General features: G+C 65.6%; 20 protein-coding genes and 1 other annotated feature. Of the genes, 10 read left to right on the forward strand and 10 right to left on the reverse strand.

Features of this window, described 5'->3' with window-relative positions:
- The first annotated feature begins 53 nt into the window (after positions 1-53).
- Positions 54-106, forward strand: a sequence feature (sul1 is cis-regulatory element that is thought to sense ions involved in sulfur or methionine metabolism; They are found in Alphaproteobacteria).
- Positions 107-196: 90 nt separating this feature from the next.
- Complete coding sequence (locus CQ050_RS20465) at positions 197-1,654, forward strand: SulP family inorganic anion transporter (RefSeq protein ID WP_105558654.1); 1,458 nt, start codon at positions 197-199, stop codon at positions 1,652-1,654.
- Here CQ050_RS20465 and CQ050_RS20470 read toward each other — a convergent pair.
- The 3 genes from CQ050_RS20470 to CQ050_RS20480 form a co-directional block, all read right to left on the reverse strand.
- Positions 1,651-2,754, reverse strand: coding sequence for a DUF748 domain-containing protein (locus CQ050_RS20470; RefSeq protein WP_105558655.1), 1,104 nt, complete (start codon positions 2,752-2,754; stop codon positions 1,651-1,653). The two genes, CQ050_RS20465 and CQ050_RS20470, sit on opposite strands and share 4 nt — an antisense overlap.
- A gap of 191 nt (positions 2,755-2,945) precedes the next feature.
- Complete coding sequence (locus CQ050_RS20475) at positions 2,946-3,125, reverse strand: hypothetical protein (RefSeq protein WP_105558656.1); 180 nt, start codon at positions 3,123-3,125, stop codon at positions 2,946-2,948.
- Between the two features lie 170 nt (positions 3,126-3,295).
- Positions 3,296-4,204 carry an EAL domain-containing protein gene (locus tag CQ050_RS20480; RefSeq protein WP_105558657.1) on the reverse strand — a complete coding sequence of 303 codons (909 nt, stop codon included), beginning with the start codon at positions 4,202-4,204 and terminating at the stop codon, positions 3,296-3,298.
- Positions 4,205-4,547: 343 nt separating this feature from the next.
- On the opposite strand from CQ050_RS20480, the gene CQ050_RS20485 reads away from it, so the two are divergent.
- Both CQ050_RS20485 and CQ050_RS20490 read left to right on the forward strand, forming a co-directional pair.
- Complete coding sequence (locus CQ050_RS20485; protein WP_105558658.1) at positions 4,548-6,686, forward strand: FUSC family protein; 2,139 nt, start codon at positions 4,548-4,550, stop codon at positions 6,684-6,686.
- 131 nt (positions 6,687-6,817) lie between these two features.
- A complete protein-coding gene (locus CQ050_RS20490) occupies positions 6,818-7,654 on the forward strand; it encodes a universal stress protein (RefSeq protein WP_105558659.1) in 837 nt (278 codons plus the stop codon).
- Here the strand turns inward: CQ050_RS20490 and CQ050_RS20495 are convergent, their stop codons facing one another.
- From CQ050_RS20495 to CQ050_RS31010, 3 genes are all read right to left on the reverse strand, one after another.
- The gene (locus CQ050_RS20495) at positions 7,655-8,617 is read right to left on the reverse strand and encodes a 2-hydroxyacid dehydrogenase (RefSeq protein ID WP_105558660.1); all 963 of its coding nucleotides are present in this window, start codon (positions 8,615-8,617) and stop codon (positions 7,655-7,657) included.
- A gap of 150 nt (positions 8,618-8,767) precedes the next feature.
- A complete protein-coding gene (locus CQ050_RS20500) occupies positions 8,768-8,920 on the reverse strand; it encodes a DUF3309 domain-containing protein (RefSeq protein WP_006219570.1) in 153 nt (50 codons plus the stop codon).
- Positions 8,921-8,969: 49 nt separating this feature from the next.
- Positions 8,970-9,131 (reverse strand): hypothetical protein, encoded by a 162-nt coding sequence (locus CQ050_RS31010; RefSeq protein WP_199196882.1) that lies wholly within the window; start codon positions 9,129-9,131, stop codon positions 8,970-8,972.
- 182 nt (positions 9,132-9,313) lie between these two features.
- Between CQ050_RS31010 and CQ050_RS20505 the strand changes: the two genes are divergently transcribed.
- Positions 9,314-10,375, forward strand: a complete 1,062-nt coding sequence (locus CQ050_RS20505) for a DNA topoisomerase IB (RefSeq protein WP_105558661.1) — start codon at positions 9,314-9,316, stop codon at positions 10,373-10,375.
- On the opposite strand, the gene CQ050_RS20510 is transcribed toward CQ050_RS20505, so the two are convergent.
- Positions 10,370-10,633 (reverse strand): hypothetical protein, encoded by a 264-nt coding sequence (locus CQ050_RS20510; RefSeq protein WP_105558662.1) that lies wholly within the window; start codon positions 10,631-10,633, stop codon positions 10,370-10,372. The genes CQ050_RS20505 and CQ050_RS20510 overlap by 6 nt on opposite strands.
- Before the next feature lie 147 nt (positions 10,634-10,780).
- On the opposite strand from CQ050_RS20510, the gene CQ050_RS20515 reads away from it, so the two are divergent.
- The 3 genes from CQ050_RS20515 to CQ050_RS20525 all read left to right on the forward strand — a co-directional run bounded on the left by CQ050_RS20515 (position 10,781) and on the right by CQ050_RS20525 (position 12,580).
- Complete coding sequence (locus CQ050_RS20515) at positions 10,781-11,113, forward strand: four-helix bundle copper-binding protein (protein WP_105558663.1); 333 nt, start codon at positions 10,781-10,783, stop codon at positions 11,111-11,113.
- 76 nt (positions 11,114-11,189) lie between these two features.
- Positions 11,190-11,531, forward strand: a complete 342-nt coding sequence (locus CQ050_RS20520) for a YqjD family protein (protein ID WP_105558664.1) — start codon at positions 11,190-11,192, stop codon at positions 11,529-11,531.
- Positions 11,532-11,692: 161 nt separating this feature from the next.
- Entirely contained in the window at positions 11,693-12,580 is an 888-nt protein-coding gene (locus tag CQ050_RS20525; RefSeq protein WP_105558665.1) for an SDR family oxidoreductase, read from the forward strand.
- A gap of 4 nt (positions 12,581-12,584) precedes the next feature.
- On the opposite strand, the gene CQ050_RS20530 is transcribed toward CQ050_RS20525, so the two are convergent.
- The gene (locus CQ050_RS20530; protein ID WP_105558666.1) at positions 12,585-13,175 is read right to left on the reverse strand and encodes a hypothetical protein; all 591 of its coding nucleotides are present in this window, start codon (positions 13,173-13,175) and stop codon (positions 12,585-12,587) included.
- 131 nt (positions 13,176-13,306) lie between these two features.
- Between CQ050_RS20530 and CQ050_RS20535 the strand changes: the two genes are divergently transcribed.
- Together CQ050_RS20535 and CQ050_RS20540 are read left to right on the forward strand one after the other, a co-directional pair.
- The gene (locus CQ050_RS20535; RefSeq protein ID WP_105558694.1) at positions 13,307-13,576 is read left to right on the forward strand and encodes a hypothetical protein; all 270 of its coding nucleotides are present in this window, start codon (positions 13,307-13,309) and stop codon (positions 13,574-13,576) included.
- Complete coding sequence (locus CQ050_RS20540) at positions 13,566-13,937, forward strand: DUF378 domain-containing protein (protein WP_105558667.1); 372 nt, start codon at positions 13,566-13,568, stop codon at positions 13,935-13,937. The genes CQ050_RS20535 and CQ050_RS20540 overlap by 11 nt, the downstream gene beginning before the upstream one ends.
- Before the next feature lie 13 nt (positions 13,938-13,950).
- On the opposite strand, the gene CQ050_RS20545 is transcribed toward CQ050_RS20540, so the two are convergent.
- A complete protein-coding gene (locus CQ050_RS20545; protein ID WP_105558668.1) occupies positions 13,951-14,169 on the reverse strand; it encodes a hypothetical protein in 219 nt (72 codons plus the stop codon).
- 134 nt (positions 14,170-14,303) lie between these two features.
- On the opposite strand from CQ050_RS20545, the gene CQ050_RS20550 reads away from it, so the two are divergent.
- The gene (locus CQ050_RS20550; protein ID WP_105558669.1) at positions 14,304-14,672 is read left to right on the forward strand and encodes a hypothetical protein; all 369 of its coding nucleotides are present in this window, start codon (positions 14,304-14,306) and stop codon (positions 14,670-14,672) included.
- Positions 14,673-14,720: 48 nt separating this feature from the next.
- Here the strand turns inward: CQ050_RS20550 and CQ050_RS20555 are convergent, their stop codons facing one another.
- Complete coding sequence (locus CQ050_RS20555; protein ID WP_105558670.1) at positions 14,721-16,100, reverse strand: sigma-54 dependent transcriptional regulator; 1,380 nt, start codon at positions 16,098-16,100, stop codon at positions 14,721-14,723.
- Between the last annotated feature and the right edge of the window lie 79 nt (positions 16,101-16,179).

Genomic DNA, 16,179 nt, shown 5'->3' on the forward strand with positions numbered 1-16,179 from the left:
ATGCGACCGCCGCTTCTGCAATGGAGGCGGCGGTCGCCATAGCGGCGATCCCCGTTGGACCCGGCTTGCCGGGTGGCTCGGCCGGGCGCCTATCCCCCGGACAACTCCAAGCGATTCCGGGTGCACACCGGTACTTCCGCATCCCCTCTTGAATGGGGCACCGCCCGACGCTTGCTGACCTCAGGTTAGCCAATCAATGTCTTTCTTTTCCAAGCTTCATCGCGAGTGGATGTCCAATCCGCGCGCCGATATCCTTGCGGGCGTGCTGGTCGCGCTTGCCCTGATCCCCGAAGCCATCGGTTTCTCCATCATCGCGGGCGTGGACCCCAGCGTGGGCCTGTACGCTTCCTTTTCCATTGCCGTCATCATCGCGTTCACGGGTGGCCGGCCGGGCATGATCTCGGCGGCTACTGCGGCCATCGCCGTGCTGGTCGTGCCGTTGGTGCGCGACCACGGGATCGGGTATCTGTTCGCGGCCTCCGTGCTGATGGGCGTCTTTCAGATCGCCGCCGGGTTCCTGCGGCTGGACCTGCTGATGCAGTACGTCTCGCGCTCGGTCGTGACGGGCTTCGTCAACGCGCTGGCCATCCTCATCTTCATGGCGCAATTGCCCCATCTGATGGGCGTGACCTGGGTTACCTACGCGATGATCGCCGCCGCGCTTGCCATCATCTACCTGCTGCCGCGCCTGACCACGGCAGTGCCTTCGCCGCTGGTGGCAATCATCGCCATGACGGCCGTGTCCCTCTATGCGGGCCTTGACGTCGCCACGGTGGGCGACATGGGCAAGCTGCCGTCCGCCCTGCCGTTCTTCCAGATCCCCGATGTGCCGTTCACGCTGGAAACGCTGCGCATCATCCTGCCCTATTCGTTGACGATGGCGGCCGTGGGCCTGCTGGAATCGATGATGACCGCGCAGATCGTCGACGACATGACGGATACCGCCAGCGACAAGCGTCGCGAATGCAAGGGCCAGGGCATCGCCAATATCGTCACGGGGTTCCTGGGCGGCATGGGCGGCTGCGCCATGATCGGCCAGTCGGTCATTAACGTCAGGTCGGGCGGCCGGACGCGGCTGTCGACGCTGGTGGCGGGCGCTTTCCTATTGTTCCTGATCGTGGCGCTGGGCCCGTTGGTGGCGCGTATCCCGATGCCGGCGCTGGTCGCGGTGATGATCATGGTGTCGATCGGCACCTTCCACTGGCAGTCGTTCCCCAACCTGCGGTCGCACCCCTGGCAATCGTCGGTGGTGATGCTGGCCACGGTCATGGTCGTCGTCTGGACGCACGATCTGGCCCGCGGCGTTCTGACTGGCGTGGTGCTCAGCGGCCTGTTCTTCGCGGGCAAGGTTCGCGCCCTGATGAACGTGACCGCCAGTCTGTCCGCCGATGGCGCGACGCGCACATACCGGTATGCCGGCCAGGTGTTCTTCGCCTCGGCCGGACGCTTTGCCGCGGCCATCGACTTTCACGAGGCGGTCGATACGGTAGTGATCGACGTGTCCAACGCGCATTTCTGGGACATTTCCGCCGTCGACGCCCTACATAAGACCGTCGCCAAACTGCGCCGTGCCGGCCTGGCCGTGGACGTCGTCGGGTTGAATGACGCCAGCGCCACCTTGATCGGCAAGCACGCCGCCGACGCCGCGCACTAGGGACTGAGCAGGTCCGACAAGGCGTTGCCCAGGTCCTTCACTGCCCCGGTCACGCCCGCGGCCGCGCCTTCCGCCCCGACGCCGATGGCGTGACCGAAGCCTTGCGCCACCTGCGCCGCAAAGCCTCGCTGGACCGAGAACTTGGGGTTGTCCAGGCTGCCTCGAAGCTTGAAATCGAAGCGCACCGCGCCTTGCTTGTCTTTCATGGCTGCCAGCACCGCCTTGCGCGGTAATGAAAACAGCAGGCCGTCGCCGCTGAATGTCAGCCCGCGCAGCGCGACAGTGCCCGAGGCCTGCAATTCGCGGTTCGCGATGCGCGTATTCATATCCAGATCCATCGCGCCCCCCGTGAGCGACCCCGCTTCCTTTTCCGATAGATAGGGTGCGGCGTGCCGGATATCCATGTTGCGCACCGCCACCTTCATGTCGGCGTCCGTGCCTCCGATTTGAAGCCAGCCCTGCGCGCGCACGGTCGCCTCGCCGTTGCGGTTGTCTTCCAGATTGCCGCTGAACGTCATGTCGCTATGCGCGCCGTCGCCGGGCACGGACACCGGGCGTAACCTGGCCTGCACGTTGTGGAAGGGAATGCGATGCGGGGGCTTCGCCACCACGGCATCCTCGAAATCCAGGCGGCCGTCGCGCAGGATCAGGTCCGTAATGCGGATCGTGCGGTCGCCGCGCGGTTTGGCGTCGCCTCCGGCACCGGCATGCAGCGCCGCCTGCAACGCGGGCGCAATCTTCAATTCGCCATCGGCCCCACGTACCACCGCAAAATCGAAGCCCTCGATCTCGACGGAATTGAAGACCGTTTCGCGGCGCAGGAACGCCGACCACTCTGGCTCCAGCACGATCCGTTTGGCGCGTGCGCCCGCTTGTCCCGAAGCCCCGGGCACATTGACGTCGGTCAGCACCACTTGGCGCCACCCCACCCTCACGTCGCCCACCTGCCCGCGCGGCCCCAGCATGTTGGAAACTCGCTGTTCCACGATGCGGGTGACGGCAAAGGCCAGCACCCCGACCAACGCCGCAAGGATAAGCAGCACGGCGATAGTGGTGCCCAGGGCCGATCTGCGGCGCGGCGCGGGTGCGTTCAAGCTCATTGCGGTTCCAGGTTCGGGGGGCCGACGATGAAGGCAATGGTCGGCGATACGGGCCCATTATTCAATGGACGAAATGGATGATGGCGGCTTATGCCCTTACGCAAACAGCCCCGTCCGCGCCGTTTGTGGGCGGGGACGGGGCCGTCGGGCGTCGCGCTTCCGGCTTCCGGATTCAATGCGCGATCACGGGGTCAGCGTTGCGTTTTATTTTGCTGACCGGGCTGTTGGCCCTGCTGGCCTTGGCCTTTATCGGCGTGCTGTCCCGATTGACCTGGTTGCTGGCCAGGGGACTGATTACGGTCCCGGGGGTTTTCCTGGGATTGCTGCTTTTGCGGCTGCTTTTGCTGGTCCGGCTGATTCTGGTTGGGCATTACAAGTCTCCTGATAAGGCGGAAAGACTCCGCTGGACCAGGCATAGCAACTGGCGTGCCCAAATGCGGCGCCGGGGCGCAGCGAACGCGGCGGACCAATGTCCCCGCTTCCGGACCGGTAAGTCCCGGCCCTGTTGGAAGAAACTGCCGCCCGGAACTGCGCGAAGGCGCTACTGCGCCGTCGCGCGGACGGGAAAGGCGGGTTCGGCGTCGGCGACGCTGTCGAAGGCCTCGATCCAGGACGAGGCGTAATTGGCGGGTGCCGCCAGGGGCTCGCCACCATCGCGCTGCGTGCGCAACCGCAGCATCAACGCATCCAGCGGCATCGGGCGCCCTAACGCGAAGCCCTGTCCGTAACGGCAACCGGCTGCCCGTAGCGCGGGGATGTCAGCCACGTTTTCCACCCCTTCGGCCACGACGCGCCAGCCCAGCCGGGTGGCGAGTTCGGCGGCGGTGCGCAGTACTTCGAACGCCACGGCGCTGCGCCGCATGCGCGTCACGAAATACTGGTCAATCTTGACTTCGGACAAGGGGATGGCCGACAGCAGCTTCAACGACGCGTGGCCGGTGCCGAAGTCGTCCAGGCTGACCTCGCATCCCGCGTCCTCCAGCTTCATCAGCGACGCGCGCAGGACATCAAGTTCCCGGATGGGTTGGTCTTCGGTCAATTCAACCCGCACCAGCGAGGCCGGCAGCTCGGCGGTGTAGATGAGATCCAGCAAAAAATCCACGGCGCGCTCGTCGGATAGCGTCGTGGCGGGTGCGTTGATGGCGATTGGCACGGCGATGCCCGCGCGCCGCATCGTCAATAGAATGTCGATCACGCGAACGCAGACACGCTCGAACAGCAATTTGTCCATGCCCATGCGGTTGATCGCGGGGATGAACTCGGCAGGCATGACAATGCCCAGGCGGGGATGCTGCCATCGCGCCAAGGCTTCGGCCGACACAATCCTGCCTGTCATCAGATCCACCTGCGGTTGCAACAACACCCGCAGGCCATCTTTTCCTGTCACCATGGCCGCGACTTCTTCGTCGCTGACCACCGAGCTAGTGGAAGCCTCGTGATTCGGCGTCATGTCTACGCTCCTCGCGTGCCTCTGGGTAAGGCCTGCGCTGTCCGGGCGCAGATAGAAGCACATTGGGACATGAGTATTCACTATCGGCTTGCCGCGATGGCGCCAGACATTGATTGCCGGCACCGTTGATCCGCCAACTGTTTTTTATGCGATTTCGAGCAATTGTTCCAGGCAATTTTGCGCTTAATCCGCCGTAACGTCACATAAATGAAACCATTTGTATGCATCCATCCGAATTCATGGATCCGGCATCCCGTGGACAGCGGGCCCGACGCTGCGAAATTGGCCTTGTCGACATGGTAGGGTTTGCGTCTTTCGGCTCTCGGGCGCCCGTGCGGCCCCTATGAATAGCGTGACGAACCTGCTTTCCCGTTGGCGCGCATCCCTGCGCAACGTCCTGTGGCTGGACGCCTTGCAAGCCGCTGCGATCAGCGCGGCCCCGGTCATCCTGGCCGTGCTCGCGCACGAACCCCGGTTGGGATGGACCGCGATCGCCGCATTCTGGGCCTGTTTCGGGGACCCGGGCGGCCCCTTGCGCCAGCGCGCGGGCTCCATGCTGGCGCTGGGTCTGATCGGCGCCCTGTTTTGTTTCCTGGCCAGCGCCAGCGCCGGCCATCTATGGCTATTGCTGCCGCTGACGTTCGTCTGCTGCACCTTCGGCGGTCTGTTGCGCGTACTGGGTCCCGCAGCGGCCATCGTAGGCACGCTGCTGTCCGCCGGTTTCGTCGTGGCCGCCGAACTGCCTGCCCCAACGCTGTCCGAAAGCCTCTGGTACACCTTGTTCTTCCTGGCGGGCGCCGTCTGGGCCATCTTGATGACTGCGCTGGTGTGGCGCAGACGGCCCTGGAAAGACGCCACGCACGCGGTGGCCCATTGCTACCGCGGGTTGGCGGATTTTGCCGACGCGTTGGCGCGCATGTATTCGGGCCTGACGCCGGCGGCTCGTCCGGAAGCCTGGACCGCCGTCACCAAACCTTCGCGCAGCGCCCAGCGGGCCGCCCTGGAATCCGCCCGGGTTCGTATCCGCGAGGTCCAGGACACCCGGCCTTCGCGCCGCGCCCGCGGCAATCAACTGACGTATCTGCTGGACAGCGCCGAAGACAGCTTCATCGCGCTGGTCGCCTGCGCCGATCTGCTGGAATCCCACGCGCCGCAATGGCTGGGCCGTAGCGCCGGCGCGCACCTGTCGCACGCGCTGCACCGGTATGCCAGCGTCTGCAACGCCATCGCCAGCACCTCGGACGTCAACGACCCCAAACAGGCGGAATGCTTGCGTGAACGCCTGGCGCACTTCGGCGCGGGGTTGCATGACCTGCGCGGCGGCGCCATGGCCTATGCGCCCGATCTGGCGACGATGGTGCCGGTGCTTGACCGCCTGCTGCATACGGCGCAAGCGATCATGCAGGCCTTGTTCGACCAGGGCGGCGCGCCCGCCGCGCCCGTGCAGCAGCGCCGCGCGGCGTCCCGCGCGCGGCAGGCATGGCGTGCGCTGCGGCAAAACCTGAGCGTGGAGTCCGATGCCTTCCGCCACGCTTTGCGCGTGGGCGTGGGTGCCACCATCGCCGTGGCCTTGTCCAAGACCTTCGCCGTGAACCATGGTTATTGGATGTCGCTGACGCTGGTATTCATCCTTCAGCCCTATTTCGCAACCACCTGGCAACGCACCCTCGAGCGCGTGACGGGCAGCGTGGCGGGCGCCATCGGCGCATCCCTGCTGGGCTTGTTGTTGAGCACGCCGCTTTCCGTCGCGCTGGCGGTGCTGCCCATTGCCCTGGGCACTTTCGCCGCGCGCACTATCCACTACGCGCTCTTCACGTTTTTCCTGACGTCCCAGTTCGTGCTGGTCAGCCATATCCAGCAGCCGGAAATCTACGAGCCCACGCTGGCCGCGTTGCGAGCGTTCAATAGCGTGTTGGGCGGGATCCTGGCCCTACTTGTCGGTTTTCTGGTGTGGCCGGAAAAAGAGCCACGGCAATTGGCGGGCGCCCTGACGCGCGCGCTGGACCGCCACGCGGCCTACGCCCTGGCGCTGATCCAGCAAAAAGGCGGCGCGGCCCCCGACGCGGACGACCAGGCCATCGTCGCCTTGCGGCGCCAGGCCTGCCTGTCGGCGGATAACGCCGAAGCGTCGTTGCAGCGCCTGCAGCAAAACCCGATGCACCGCGAACGCAACGTCGACACGGCCGTGAACCTGCTGAACGCCATGCGGCGCATCACCGCTGCCGGGACGGTGCTGGAAATCCAGCCCGCCCTGCCGCCACAAACCCCCGCCGCCGACGCGCTGCGCGACTATGGCCGGGTGCTGGCCCATGCCCTGCACCCTCAGGACGACGCGCCAGACCTTCCGCCCCGCCCCTGGGCGGTACCCGCCGCCATCGTGGCGGCCGACCCCGCCTTGGCCGATCCCCTCGACCGCATTGCGCAGCAGGCGCGGCAGGTTCGCCAACTGCGCGACCGCATCGAGAAAGATCCGCCTCGGTAGCCCCGGACGGCGCGGCGCCTCGCGGCTCTGCGCGCTTTGCGGCTATCTGGGCACGGCTTGACGCGTATCAAGGGCCCCCCTCGGGGAACGCGCAACCATCTAACGATGGGACGCTAACTGAGGAGACCCGCATGTATCGCCGCATTGCCGTACACCTTGACCACGGATTCGACTGCAAACGCCGCACCGACCTGGCGCTGTCGCTGGCCAAGCGCCACAAGGCTGAACTCGTCGGCATCTATGCCAGCGCCGCGCCGCCGCAGTACTACTACGGCGAATCCGTCCTGATGTCCCGCACCCTGAATGTCATGAAGGAACTGCAGGCGCAGAATCGCGCCGTGGTACAGAACGCATTCCTGGAAGCGGCGGCCCAAGCCGACGTTCCCGCCGTCGTGCGAGCCGGGGAAACCGCGCCCAGCGTCTGCGTCGCCTTGCACGCCCGCGCGAGCGATCTCGTCATCGTCAGCCAATTCAACCGCGACGACGTCGAAGCCGCGCACGAAGCCGAATTCGTCGAGCAGATGCTATTGACCGCCGGGCGCCCCGTGCTGGTGCTGCCGTCCAGCGGCGACTTCCCCGCCGTGGGTGAACGCGTGCTGTTCTGCTGGGATGGCAGCCGCGAAGCCGCGCGCGCCCTTGGCGACGCCATGCCGACGCTGCGCCTCTCGACGCAGTTGATCGCCCTGACCATGGATGAAGGCGGAAGCTCGCAGAAAGGCGAAGCCGTGCCTTTCGAAGACCTTGCCACGTACTGCGTCGCCCAGGGCACGCCCGCGCCGGATCACGTCCGCCGCGACATCAAGGGCGTCGGCGTAGGCAGCACCATCCTGAATGCTGCCGCCGACCATAGCGCCGACATGATCGTGATGGGCGCCTACGGGCATAGCAAGTTGCGCCAATGGGCCATGGGCGGCGCCACCGCGTCCATCCTGAAAAGCATGACCGTACCGATCATGTTCTCGCACTGATCACACCTGGGCAGCTGCCGCCTGCGCGTCCAACACGGGCGTCAATACCGGCTGGCCGCCGAAATGCGCCGTGGCGTTCTGCAGGAACAACGCCACGGTAGCCGCCACCGCTTCCGGAGAACGGCCCGCGCTGTGCGGCGTCAGCACCACATTACCCAGTTGCTTGAGTGCGTCGGGAACGTGTGGTTCGCCATCCACCACATCCAGACCCGCACCCGCGATACGCTTTTCGGCCAGCGCGGCGATCAGCGCGGCGGTATCCACCACGCTGCCACGGGCGATGTTCACCAGATAGCCATCGGGACCCAGCGCGTCCAGCACCTCGGCGTTCACCAGATGCCGGGTGCCCGCGCCGCCTGGCGTGGCCACCACCAGGAAGTCGGACGCCGCCGCCAGGGCGCGCGGACTGTCGAAATAGGCATAGCCGGATTCGGGTCGGGCTCGTCGGTTGTAGTAACCCACGCTCATCCCGAACCCATTCGCGCCGCGCTTGGCGATTTCAAGCCCGATGGTGCCCAGACCAAGAATGCCCAGGCGCTTTCCCGTGACTTGCGTCCCCATGAAGCCGCTCCAGTGCCCTTGCCGCACCCAGGCATCGGCCTGCGGCAGATGACGGGCGGCGCCCAGCAGCAGCGCCATCGCGTGGTCGGCCACGGACACGGCGTTGGTGCCCGGACCGTTCGTAACGATGACGCCGCGCGACGCTGCGGCGGCCAAATCGATGTTCTCGTAACCAACGCCCAGCGAACAGACCAGTTCAAGCTTGGGCAAGGCGGCCATTTCATCGGCGTGCAAACCGGTTGCGCCGCGCGTCAGCACCACGCGGATGTCGTGGCCGTGGTCCTGGATGGCTTGCGCGCGGGCTTGCGCGGTGGGTGCGTAAAGGGTTTGAAAGCCGCGCGCTTGGATCGCGGGCAGGTAATCGTGCACGCTGTCGATCAGAATCAATAAGGGAATGGTCATTTTGGCGTCGCTGGTTGAGCGGATATCTGCGAAAGGCGGGCAAATCTTACGCCGCGCCCAGTGCCCAACGCTACCACCCGTCCAACGGGCGACCATTCCCTGCAAAGACGGCCGGCCGGCGCCGCCTGGCGCTCAGCCGGCCGTCAGCTTTTATATCCGCCCCATCAGCAACATCACGATCAGCACGATCACGACAATACCAAGCAGGCCGCTGGGGTAGTAACCCCAGCTCCGGCTGTGCGGCCACGCCGGCACGGCGCCGATAAGCAGCAGGATCAGAATGATCAGCAAAATGGTCGACATGATGACTCCTCGTCGTTATTGATTCGATTTTTCCGGCGATACGCGGGCGTCAGCGTTTCGGGGGATCTATTTCTTTGACTGGCGGCGACAACGGCGGCAGATCCACTTCGGGTTCGTCGGTGTCGGGTTCCACCGGCAGGTCCCCCGGCGGCGACCCGGGCGGAATCGGGTCGGGCTTGGGCGGCACGTGTAGCTGCAGTGTGGCTTGCATGGCACTCTCCTTGACGGATCATTGCCGGAACGGGGAATAGCCCCGGCCACAATGATCGTTTCGCTGATGTTGTTGCTGCCGACGGCCTCAGCAAGCGCCGTGCCCGAGCGGCGGCCGGGCAGTCCGCAAGCGGCGGCAGGCACGCCGCTTGCTCACCGCCCGCGACGCCGTTGGAGACCCGCATGGATGCCGCCCCCGCCTCGCCGCCCACCCCCGCATCGCTGGTCTACGTGGACGACACGCAGCCGGGCTATCGGCGGGTCCGCGTGAACGGCAATGCATTCCACTATCTGGATACGCGCGGCAAACGCATCACCGACGCTGCGGAAATCGCCCGCATCCACGCGCTGGTGATCCCGCCGGCATATGAAAACGTCTGGATCTGCCCCCTGGCGGAAGGACACCTGCAGGCCACCGGCCGCGATGCCCGCGGCCGCAAGCAATATCGCTATCACCCCGACTGGGCCGCATTACGCGACGCGGACAAATATCAGAATCTGCTGGCGTTCGGCCAGGCCCTGCCCCGTATCCGCCGGCAGGTAGCCCGGGACATGCGGGTGGCCGGACTGGCCCAGGACAAAGTGATCGCCACGTTGGTGCGCCTTCTTGAGACGACGTTGATCCGCATCGGCGCGCGCGAGTACGCGCGGTCGAATAAGTCGTATGGCCTGACGACGCTGAAAAGGCGGCATGCGACGGTGACGGGAGGAGGCTTCCGCTTCCGTTTCCAGGGCAAGAGCGGCGTGCCCCACGACGTCACGGTGAAAGACCGCCGCGTTGCCCGCATTATCAAGCGCTGCCTGGAGATTCCGGGCCAGCAGTTGTTCCAGTACCTTGATGAGGACGGCGGCAAGCATCCCGTGGATTCCGGCGCGGTCAACGCGTACCTGCGCGCCGCCGGCGGGGGCGATTTCACCGCCAAACACTACCGCACCTGGGCGGGCTCGGTGCTGGCGTACGCCGCGCTGCAAGCGCGCCCTTTCGAGAACGAAACACAAGCCAGGCAGGCCGTCGTGGACGTGATCAAGCAGGTCTCGCGACGCTTGGCCAACACGCCTGCCGTGTGCCGCGCCTGCTATGTGCACCCGGCCGTGCTGGACGCTTATCTGGCCGGCGCCCTGCCGCCAAAGGTCCGGGCCCCGGATGCGCCGCGAGGCCTGCACGCGGACGAACGCCGCCTGCTGGCCTTCTTGCGCGCGCAGCCGGGCGCCGACAATGGGCACGTTGGCCGCAAGGGGTCATAAAATGGATGAGCGGGCGTTCTTCGCGCGCGGCTGCGGCGCGGCGCCGTCGGCCCAGTTCGATTCCGTCTGGTTGTCGACAACCGCGCGTTTGTCGCGCGCGGCTTCGTCCGGCGTCGACTCGTCTGGTTTCACCGGTTGTTTCGGCACATCGACGGGGCCACGCGGCGGCAGTATCTTAGCGTTGTTCTGCGCACCGGTTTGCGCGGACTTGTCTGCCTGGCCAGACGCGGCGGCGGTCGATCGGGAGCGGGTTTTCATGGGTATCTCCTGCCAAGTTCCGAAATTCCATCCTACGGCCGTCCATCGGGATAAAGCACTGTCAGTACCTTCAAATTGCAAGCGGATGTGCCCGGCCCGGCCGGGCATGCCTTCGCTGACCGCCACGGGAACTCACAAGGAGATGCAATGCGAGACCCAAACTTCGAGCAATGTGTGCAAGCCTGCTATGAATGCGCGGTGGCTTGCGACCAATGCGCCGCGGCCAGCCTGGACATCAACGCGGCCCGGATGAAGCGCTGCATCAGCCTGGCCACCGATTGCGCCAGCGTGTGCCGTCTCTGCGCCGCCATGCTCGCGCGCAACGGCGAATTTTCTACCGCGCTATGTACTTTGTGCGCGCTGATTTGCGATGCCTGCGCCCGCGCATGCACGCCGCACCAGGACATGGAGCATTGCCAGGTCTGCGCCGGCGCTTGCCTCGCCTGCACCCTGGCCTGCCAGGACATGCTCGAGGCCTAGCGCCCCGACACGCCGCGCAGCCGCACGGGCCGGTCTGCGATGGTTGAAATCCCGCCCGACTGCCAGGAGCTTTCAGATGGCCTCTACGAACACCCCTCTGCCTTCCGACTTTCCCGAGAACGGCCCGGACAATCGTGGGTCGCGCAGACGCGCGCGCCATCCGGAAAGCTGGATCGATGACATCGAGGCAACATTGCGCGACGCCGACCCCTCGGACCTGGACGCGCTGAAAGCCCGCTTGTCGGAGCAGTTGACGGCCACGCGGCGCAGCCTGCGCGATGCCTCCGACAATGCCAGCGACCTGATGCGCGAAACCCTGGACTGCACCGAGGAATACATTCACGCGCGGCCGTGGCAGGCCATCGGCCTCGTGGCCGGCGCGGCCTTTCTTTTTGGCGTCGTCGTGGGCCGCCAGTAATCGCGCCAGTCTGGCACCGGCCGGGCCTCAGCCCGGCTTTTTTTTGCACATTTTCGTTCGCGTCGGCGTCAACCGCCTACGTGGTTCTTGCCATCGCCGGGAACAACATTTGCGTGCCGTGGGCGTAGTGCGCCTTTCGCGCCTGACCCAAGGAGCCTTCGATGAGCAAGCCCCAGAACGCCGGTACCGGCGACCGTCCCCATCCCACGCCCCCCATGCCGGACCAGCATCTTGAGAAGCCTGGCAACGAAGCCGACATGGAGCTCAAGCCGCAATACCAGGCCCCCGGCTATCGGGGCAGCGCCAAGCTGCAAGACATGGCCGCCATCGTCACCGGCGGGGACTCCGGCATTGGGCGCGCCGTCAGTGTGCTTTTCGCCCGCGAAGGCGCCGATGTCGCCGTCGTGTATTTGAACGAGCATGAAGACGCCGAGGCCACCCAGCGTGCGGTGGAAGCCGAAGGCCGTCGCTGCCTGCTGATCGCCGGAGACGTGCGCGAAGCCGCGTTCTGCGAGGACGCCGTGGCCCAGACGGTAAAAGCCTTCGGCAAACTGGACGTGCTGGTGAACAACGCGGCGTATCAGCAGCACACCGAAGCGTTGACCGAGATCAGCGACGAAAAGTGGGATAAGACGCTGCGCACCAACATCACCGCCTACTTCTACATGGCCCGGGCTGCCCTGCCGCATCTGAAGGCAGGGGCGTCCATCATCAATACCGGCTCGGTGACCGGCCTGCGGGGTAGCGCCAAATTGCTGGACTACTCCTCCACCAAGGGCGCCATACACGCCTTCACCCGCTCGCTGGCCGGAAATCTGGCAAGCCAGGGCATCCGCGTGAACGCCGTGGCGCCCGGCCCTGTCTGGACGCCGCTGAATCCCGCGGATCAAAGTCCGGAAGCGATCAAGGAATTTGGCAAGCAGACCGACCTGGGACGGCCGGCGCAACCGGAAGAGATCTCGCCTGCCTACGTTTTTCTGGCGTCCCCGGCCTGCGCCAGCTACATCACGGGGATTGTGTTGCCCATCACGGGCAGCGCCGGCGATTGATCCTTTAAACGTTGGAGGTGGGCGCTTCCACCCGCTCGGGCGGCGTCAAGGGGTCGAAGTCCTGCCATTTGCCGTTCTGCCATCGACCCTGCGCCCGTTCGATGTCGCGCCCACCCGTTTCGCGCAGTACCTGGCGGGCAAGCGCCTCCTTGCCCACCGGGACATGCAGCGCCAGCATCACGCCGGCCGCCCGCACGGCCGGATGCTCTTCTTCGTCGCCGGGGGTGGCGCGGACTTTGCGTTTGTCCCGGCCCACGATCCATAGCGCGCCGGCCAGTGCGCCCAGGTATGCCCCCACGCCGGCGGCCGCGATGACAATCAGAATCGGCGCCGCCATTCGCGCTGCGATGAAGCCGCCCAACAGCGCGAACAGCAGGCCCAGGGCCGACGCGCCCGCCACGGCGCCCAGATGCCCGCCCTTGGCGTCGGGGTCCGCCACGCGGTCGCCCCCTAATGGATATCGCGCATGCCCGCCCGCTGTGTTGATGTAGAAGGTGTGCACGTCGTCTTCAGTGAAACCTTCTGTTAAGAGTTTCTGCACGGCCACGGTGGCCTGGTCGAATGTCTGGAAGCGTGCGGCGACAATCAAAGACATGACGATCTCCCGGAAGGATGTGTACCGGGCGCAGCAACTTGCATGCCCATCCGAAGATGGCACGGCGCTTGCTGTCGGGCCGTGCGCAAGTCACGCTTGCCCTGCCCTTCGACCCTTGCCCGGAGACCGCCATGCCCCGCCCTCCTGCCCCCGATTTTCCCGATTTGGACGACACCGGCCGCCCCGATCTGGGACCCAGCGATTCCTCCGACTCGGCCAGCGACCTGCCCCCCGGCATGGCGCATTCCGACAGCGATTCCCAGGCGACGGGGGAGCGTGAAAGCGTTGAACCCGACTCGCGCGACGACGACGGCAGCGATATCGCGCCGGACCGTGTGACGGGCGGCGATGAAGCCGGCCTGTCCCATTCAGCCCCGAATCCGGAGCGCAATGGTGGGTGAGCCCCTGCCTTCGCCATTGCCCCCGTCGTCCTTGCACCCTGCGGCGCTTGGCCCCGCGTCGGCGGCGCATGAGGACGCCAATAGCCTGCCCCTCGATAATGGAGTTTTTTCCATTGCTGAAGCAGAAACTGCCGCAGGGGCCGAACCGCGCGAGCGCGAGCTGTCCTGGCTGGATTGGGTGGCGCTGATTGCCGTGGTGGCGGGTGGCCTGAACTGCGGGTTGATCGCCGCCGTCAACCTGGACGTATTCGCGAAAATCTTGCCGTACGCGGGGGCAACCCGCGCCGTCCAAGGGCTGATCGGGCTGGCCGCGCTGCATTGCGTCGTGCTGCTGTTCAAATGGGGCGACGGCGCCGACTAGGGCGCCAACCGCCCTATTTTCCGTCGGGACGCTTACCGGGGTACTGCCCGCCTTCTTCAAACTCCGGTCCCTTGGTGTTGGGCTTTTTGTCCGCTGGCCGTTTCGCTGCCGGCGGCTTCTTGCCGAAGCCGGGCTGGTCCGCACCGAACTGGCCACTGCGACGAGCGGCGTCGGCTTCGTCATTCGGGGTGTTCGCCTCGGGCTTGGCCTTCTCTTTCGCGGGTTGCTTCATCTTGCTCTCCGTATAGCCTATTGGAACTGCCTGCCGCGCAAGCGGCGTTCCCGAGCGCGCGCCGGGAACGCCGCTTGCTTGCTGTGGGGTGCAGGTCCGGTTAACGCCGGGCCCCTCACCCAAAGGAGTTAGCCATGAATCTGTCCAGAACCGTTTGCCCCGCTATCGCGCTGTGCCTGTCCGCCCTGGCGTTCCAGGCCTCCGCGCAAACGACCTCCGTGCGCAGCAATGACCAGATCGACAACCAATACAAGATGGACAAAAAGGCATGCGACGGAATGAAGGGCAACCAGAAGGACGTGTGTCAGCAGCAGGCCGAGGCTGCGCGCGACAAGGCGAAAGCGGATGCCAAGGCGGGCAAGGAAAAGGCCGAAGCGAGCCATGACGCCGCCAAGACGCGCAACGATGCCGACTACAAGGTGGGCAAGGAAAAATGCGACGCTATGTCGGGTAACGCCAAGGACGCCTGCATGGCCGAGCTGAAAACGCGCCACGGCAAATAAGCCGGCGGCGCGTGGCATCGCCCCGTGCCGCGCTGGCCGGGGCGGCGCCTAGGTTGCGTCGCGCGCCTCGCTCGTTCCGACTTCGCCTGGCAGGATATAGCCGGCGGCGGCATACTCCTCAAGCCGGTTGTAAAGCGTCTTGGGGCTGATGCCCAGCATCGCGGCCGTCTGCTTCTTGACGCCATTGCAACGCGCCAGCGTCGCCAGGATCAGGCGCCGGTCGGCTTCGGCCAGCGTTTCACCAACGGGCACGCTGACCTGGCTGGTCGGGGCATCGCCGCTGGGCGACACATGCGGCGCCAGCATGTCGACATTCAGCACGTCGCCGTCCGCCATGATGAAGGCGCGCCGCACGAAGTTCTTCAGTTCACGTACATTGCCCGGCCAGTCGTACTGCGCCAGGGCGTCGGCCGCTTGCGGCGAAAACACCTTGTTCTTGCCGGTCTCCTGGTTCTGCGCCTGCAGGAATCGTTGCGCCAGGAACAGGATGTCGTCGCCGCGATCCCGCAGCGGCGGCAGTTCGATGGGAAACACGCTTAGCCGGTAGTACAAGTCTTCGCGCAGCTTGCCCTCCTGCACCGCCTGTTCAGGATTGCGATTGGTCGCGGCGACGATGCGGATGTCGCAACCGATTTCGCGGTTGGTGCCGACCCGCATGAACTGCCCGGTCTCAAGCACCCGCAGCAGTTTCACCTGCAGGTCCAACGGCATCTCGGTGACCTCGTCCAGGAACAGGGTGCCGCCGTCGGCGCGTTCGAAATAGCCCTTGTGCTGACGGTCGGCGCCCGTGAAGCTGCCGCGCTCGTGGCCAAACATTTCGCTTTCGATCAGATTGGGAGAAATCGCGCCGCAGTTGACCGCAATGAACGGCCGCTGACGGCGCGGGCTGAGCTCGTGGATTGCGTGGGCGGCCAGCTCTTTGCCGGTGCCGCTTTCTCCGATAAGCAAGGTCGTGACGTTGGTGGGCGCCACGCGTCCAATCTGACGATACAGCGCCGTCATGCACTCGGATGCGCCGTATAGCTTGCCGAAGCGCCCGGCTTCCTCGAACGGCATGCCTGGCAGGTCCCCGCCCGCGTTGGCCACCACCCGGCTCAGGATGCCGTTCAGGCGTTCCATGCAAATCGGCTTGACGAGAAAATCGGTCGCGCCCAGGCGCAATGCCTGGACGGCGTAGTCGACCGTGCCGTGGCCCGTCATCACGACGACTTCGGCGCTGGCCGCGGCGACATTCTTGAAGATGTCCATTCCGTTGCCGCCCGGCAGCCGGACGTCGGTCAACACCAAGTCGGGTGCCTGCCGTTCAAGCTGTATCAGCGCGTCCTTGACGCTGGCCGCGACCGCTACCGAGAAACCGCTGTCGCGGCCCATCTCGGCAAGGGTTTCCCGTATCGCGTCGTCGTCATCGACGATCAGCAAATGAGGCATAGCTTCTCCGTATGGCGGTGCGCGGCACGATGTCGGCGCCGCGCATTGACATGAAATTGAGAATAATCAGTCTGGCGTC

This window comes from Achromobacter sp. MYb9 (assembly GCF_002975275.1).
Classification (GTDB): domain Bacteria; phylum Pseudomonadota; class Gammaproteobacteria; order Burkholderiales; family Burkholderiaceae_B; genus Achromobacter.

Bases quoted from the DNA above. Each gene is read 5' to 3' on its own strand.
- CQ050_RS20525 (WP_105558665.1), top strand. From the start codon at position 11,693: ATGAGCAAGCCCCAGAACGCCGGTACCGGCGACCGTCCCCATCCCACG.
- CQ050_RS20520 (WP_105558664.1), top strand. From the start codon at position 11,190: ATGGCCTCTACGAACACCCCTCTGCCTTCCGACTTTCCCGAGAACGGC.
- CQ050_RS20470 (WP_105558655.1), bottom strand. From the start codon at position 2,754: ATGAGCTTGAACGCACCCGCGCCGCGCCGCAGATCGGCCCTGGGCACC.
- CQ050_RS20480 (WP_105558657.1), bottom strand. From the start codon at position 4,204: ATGACGCCGAATCACGAGGCTTCCACTAGCTCGGTGGTCAGCGACGAA.
- CQ050_RS20550 (WP_105558669.1), top strand. From the start codon at position 14,304: ATGAATCTGTCCAGAACCGTTTGCCCCGCTATCGCGCTGTGCCTGTCC.
- CQ050_RS20545 (WP_105558668.1), bottom strand. From the start codon at position 14,169: ATGAAGCAACCCGCGAAAGAGAAGGCCAAGCCCGAGGCGAACACCCCG.
- CQ050_RS20495 (WP_105558660.1), bottom strand. From the start codon at position 8,617: ATGACCATTCCCTTATTGATTCTGATCGACAGCGTGCACGATTACCTG.
- CQ050_RS20555 (WP_105558670.1), bottom strand. From the start codon at position 16,100: ATGCCTCATTTGCTGATCGTCGATGACGACGACGCGATACGGGAAACC.
- CQ050_RS20475 (WP_105558656.1), bottom strand. From the start codon at position 3,125: ATGCCCAACCAGAATCAGCCGGACCAGCAAAAGCAGCCGCAAAAGCAG.
- CQ050_RS31010 (WP_199196882.1), bottom strand. From the start codon at position 9,131: ATGCAAGCCACACTGCAGCTACACGTGCCGCCCAAGCCCGACCCGATT.
- CQ050_RS20485 (WP_105558658.1), top strand. From the start codon at position 4,548: ATGAATAGCGTGACGAACCTGCTTTCCCGTTGGCGCGCATCCCTGCGC.
- CQ050_RS20465 (WP_105558654.1), top strand. From the start codon at position 197: ATGTCTTTCTTTTCCAAGCTTCATCGCGAGTGGATGTCCAATCCGCGC.
- CQ050_RS20500 (WP_006219570.1), bottom strand. From the start codon at position 8,920: ATGTCGACCATTTTGCTGATCATTCTGATCCTGCTGCTTATCGGCGCC.
- CQ050_RS20540 (WP_105558667.1), top strand. From the start codon at position 13,566: ATGGTGGGTGAGCCCCTGCCTTCGCCATTGCCCCCGTCGTCCTTGCAC.
- CQ050_RS20515 (WP_105558663.1), top strand. From the start codon at position 10,781: ATGCGAGACCCAAACTTCGAGCAATGTGTGCAAGCCTGCTATGAATGC.
- CQ050_RS20490 (WP_105558659.1), top strand. From the start codon at position 6,818: ATGTATCGCCGCATTGCCGTACACCTTGACCACGGATTCGACTGCAAA.
- CQ050_RS20535 (WP_105558694.1), top strand. From the start codon at position 13,307: ATGCCCCGCCCTCCTGCCCCCGATTTTCCCGATTTGGACGACACCGGC.
- CQ050_RS20510 (WP_105558662.1), bottom strand. From the start codon at position 10,633: ATGAAAACCCGCTCCCGATCGACCGCCGCCGCGTCTGGCCAGGCAGAC.
- CQ050_RS20505 (WP_105558661.1), top strand. From the start codon at position 9,314: ATGGATGCCGCCCCCGCCTCGCCGCCCACCCCCGCATCGCTGGTCTAC.
- CQ050_RS20530 (WP_105558666.1), bottom strand. From the start codon at position 13,175: ATGTCTTTGATTGTCGCCGCACGCTTCCAGACATTCGACCAGGCCACC.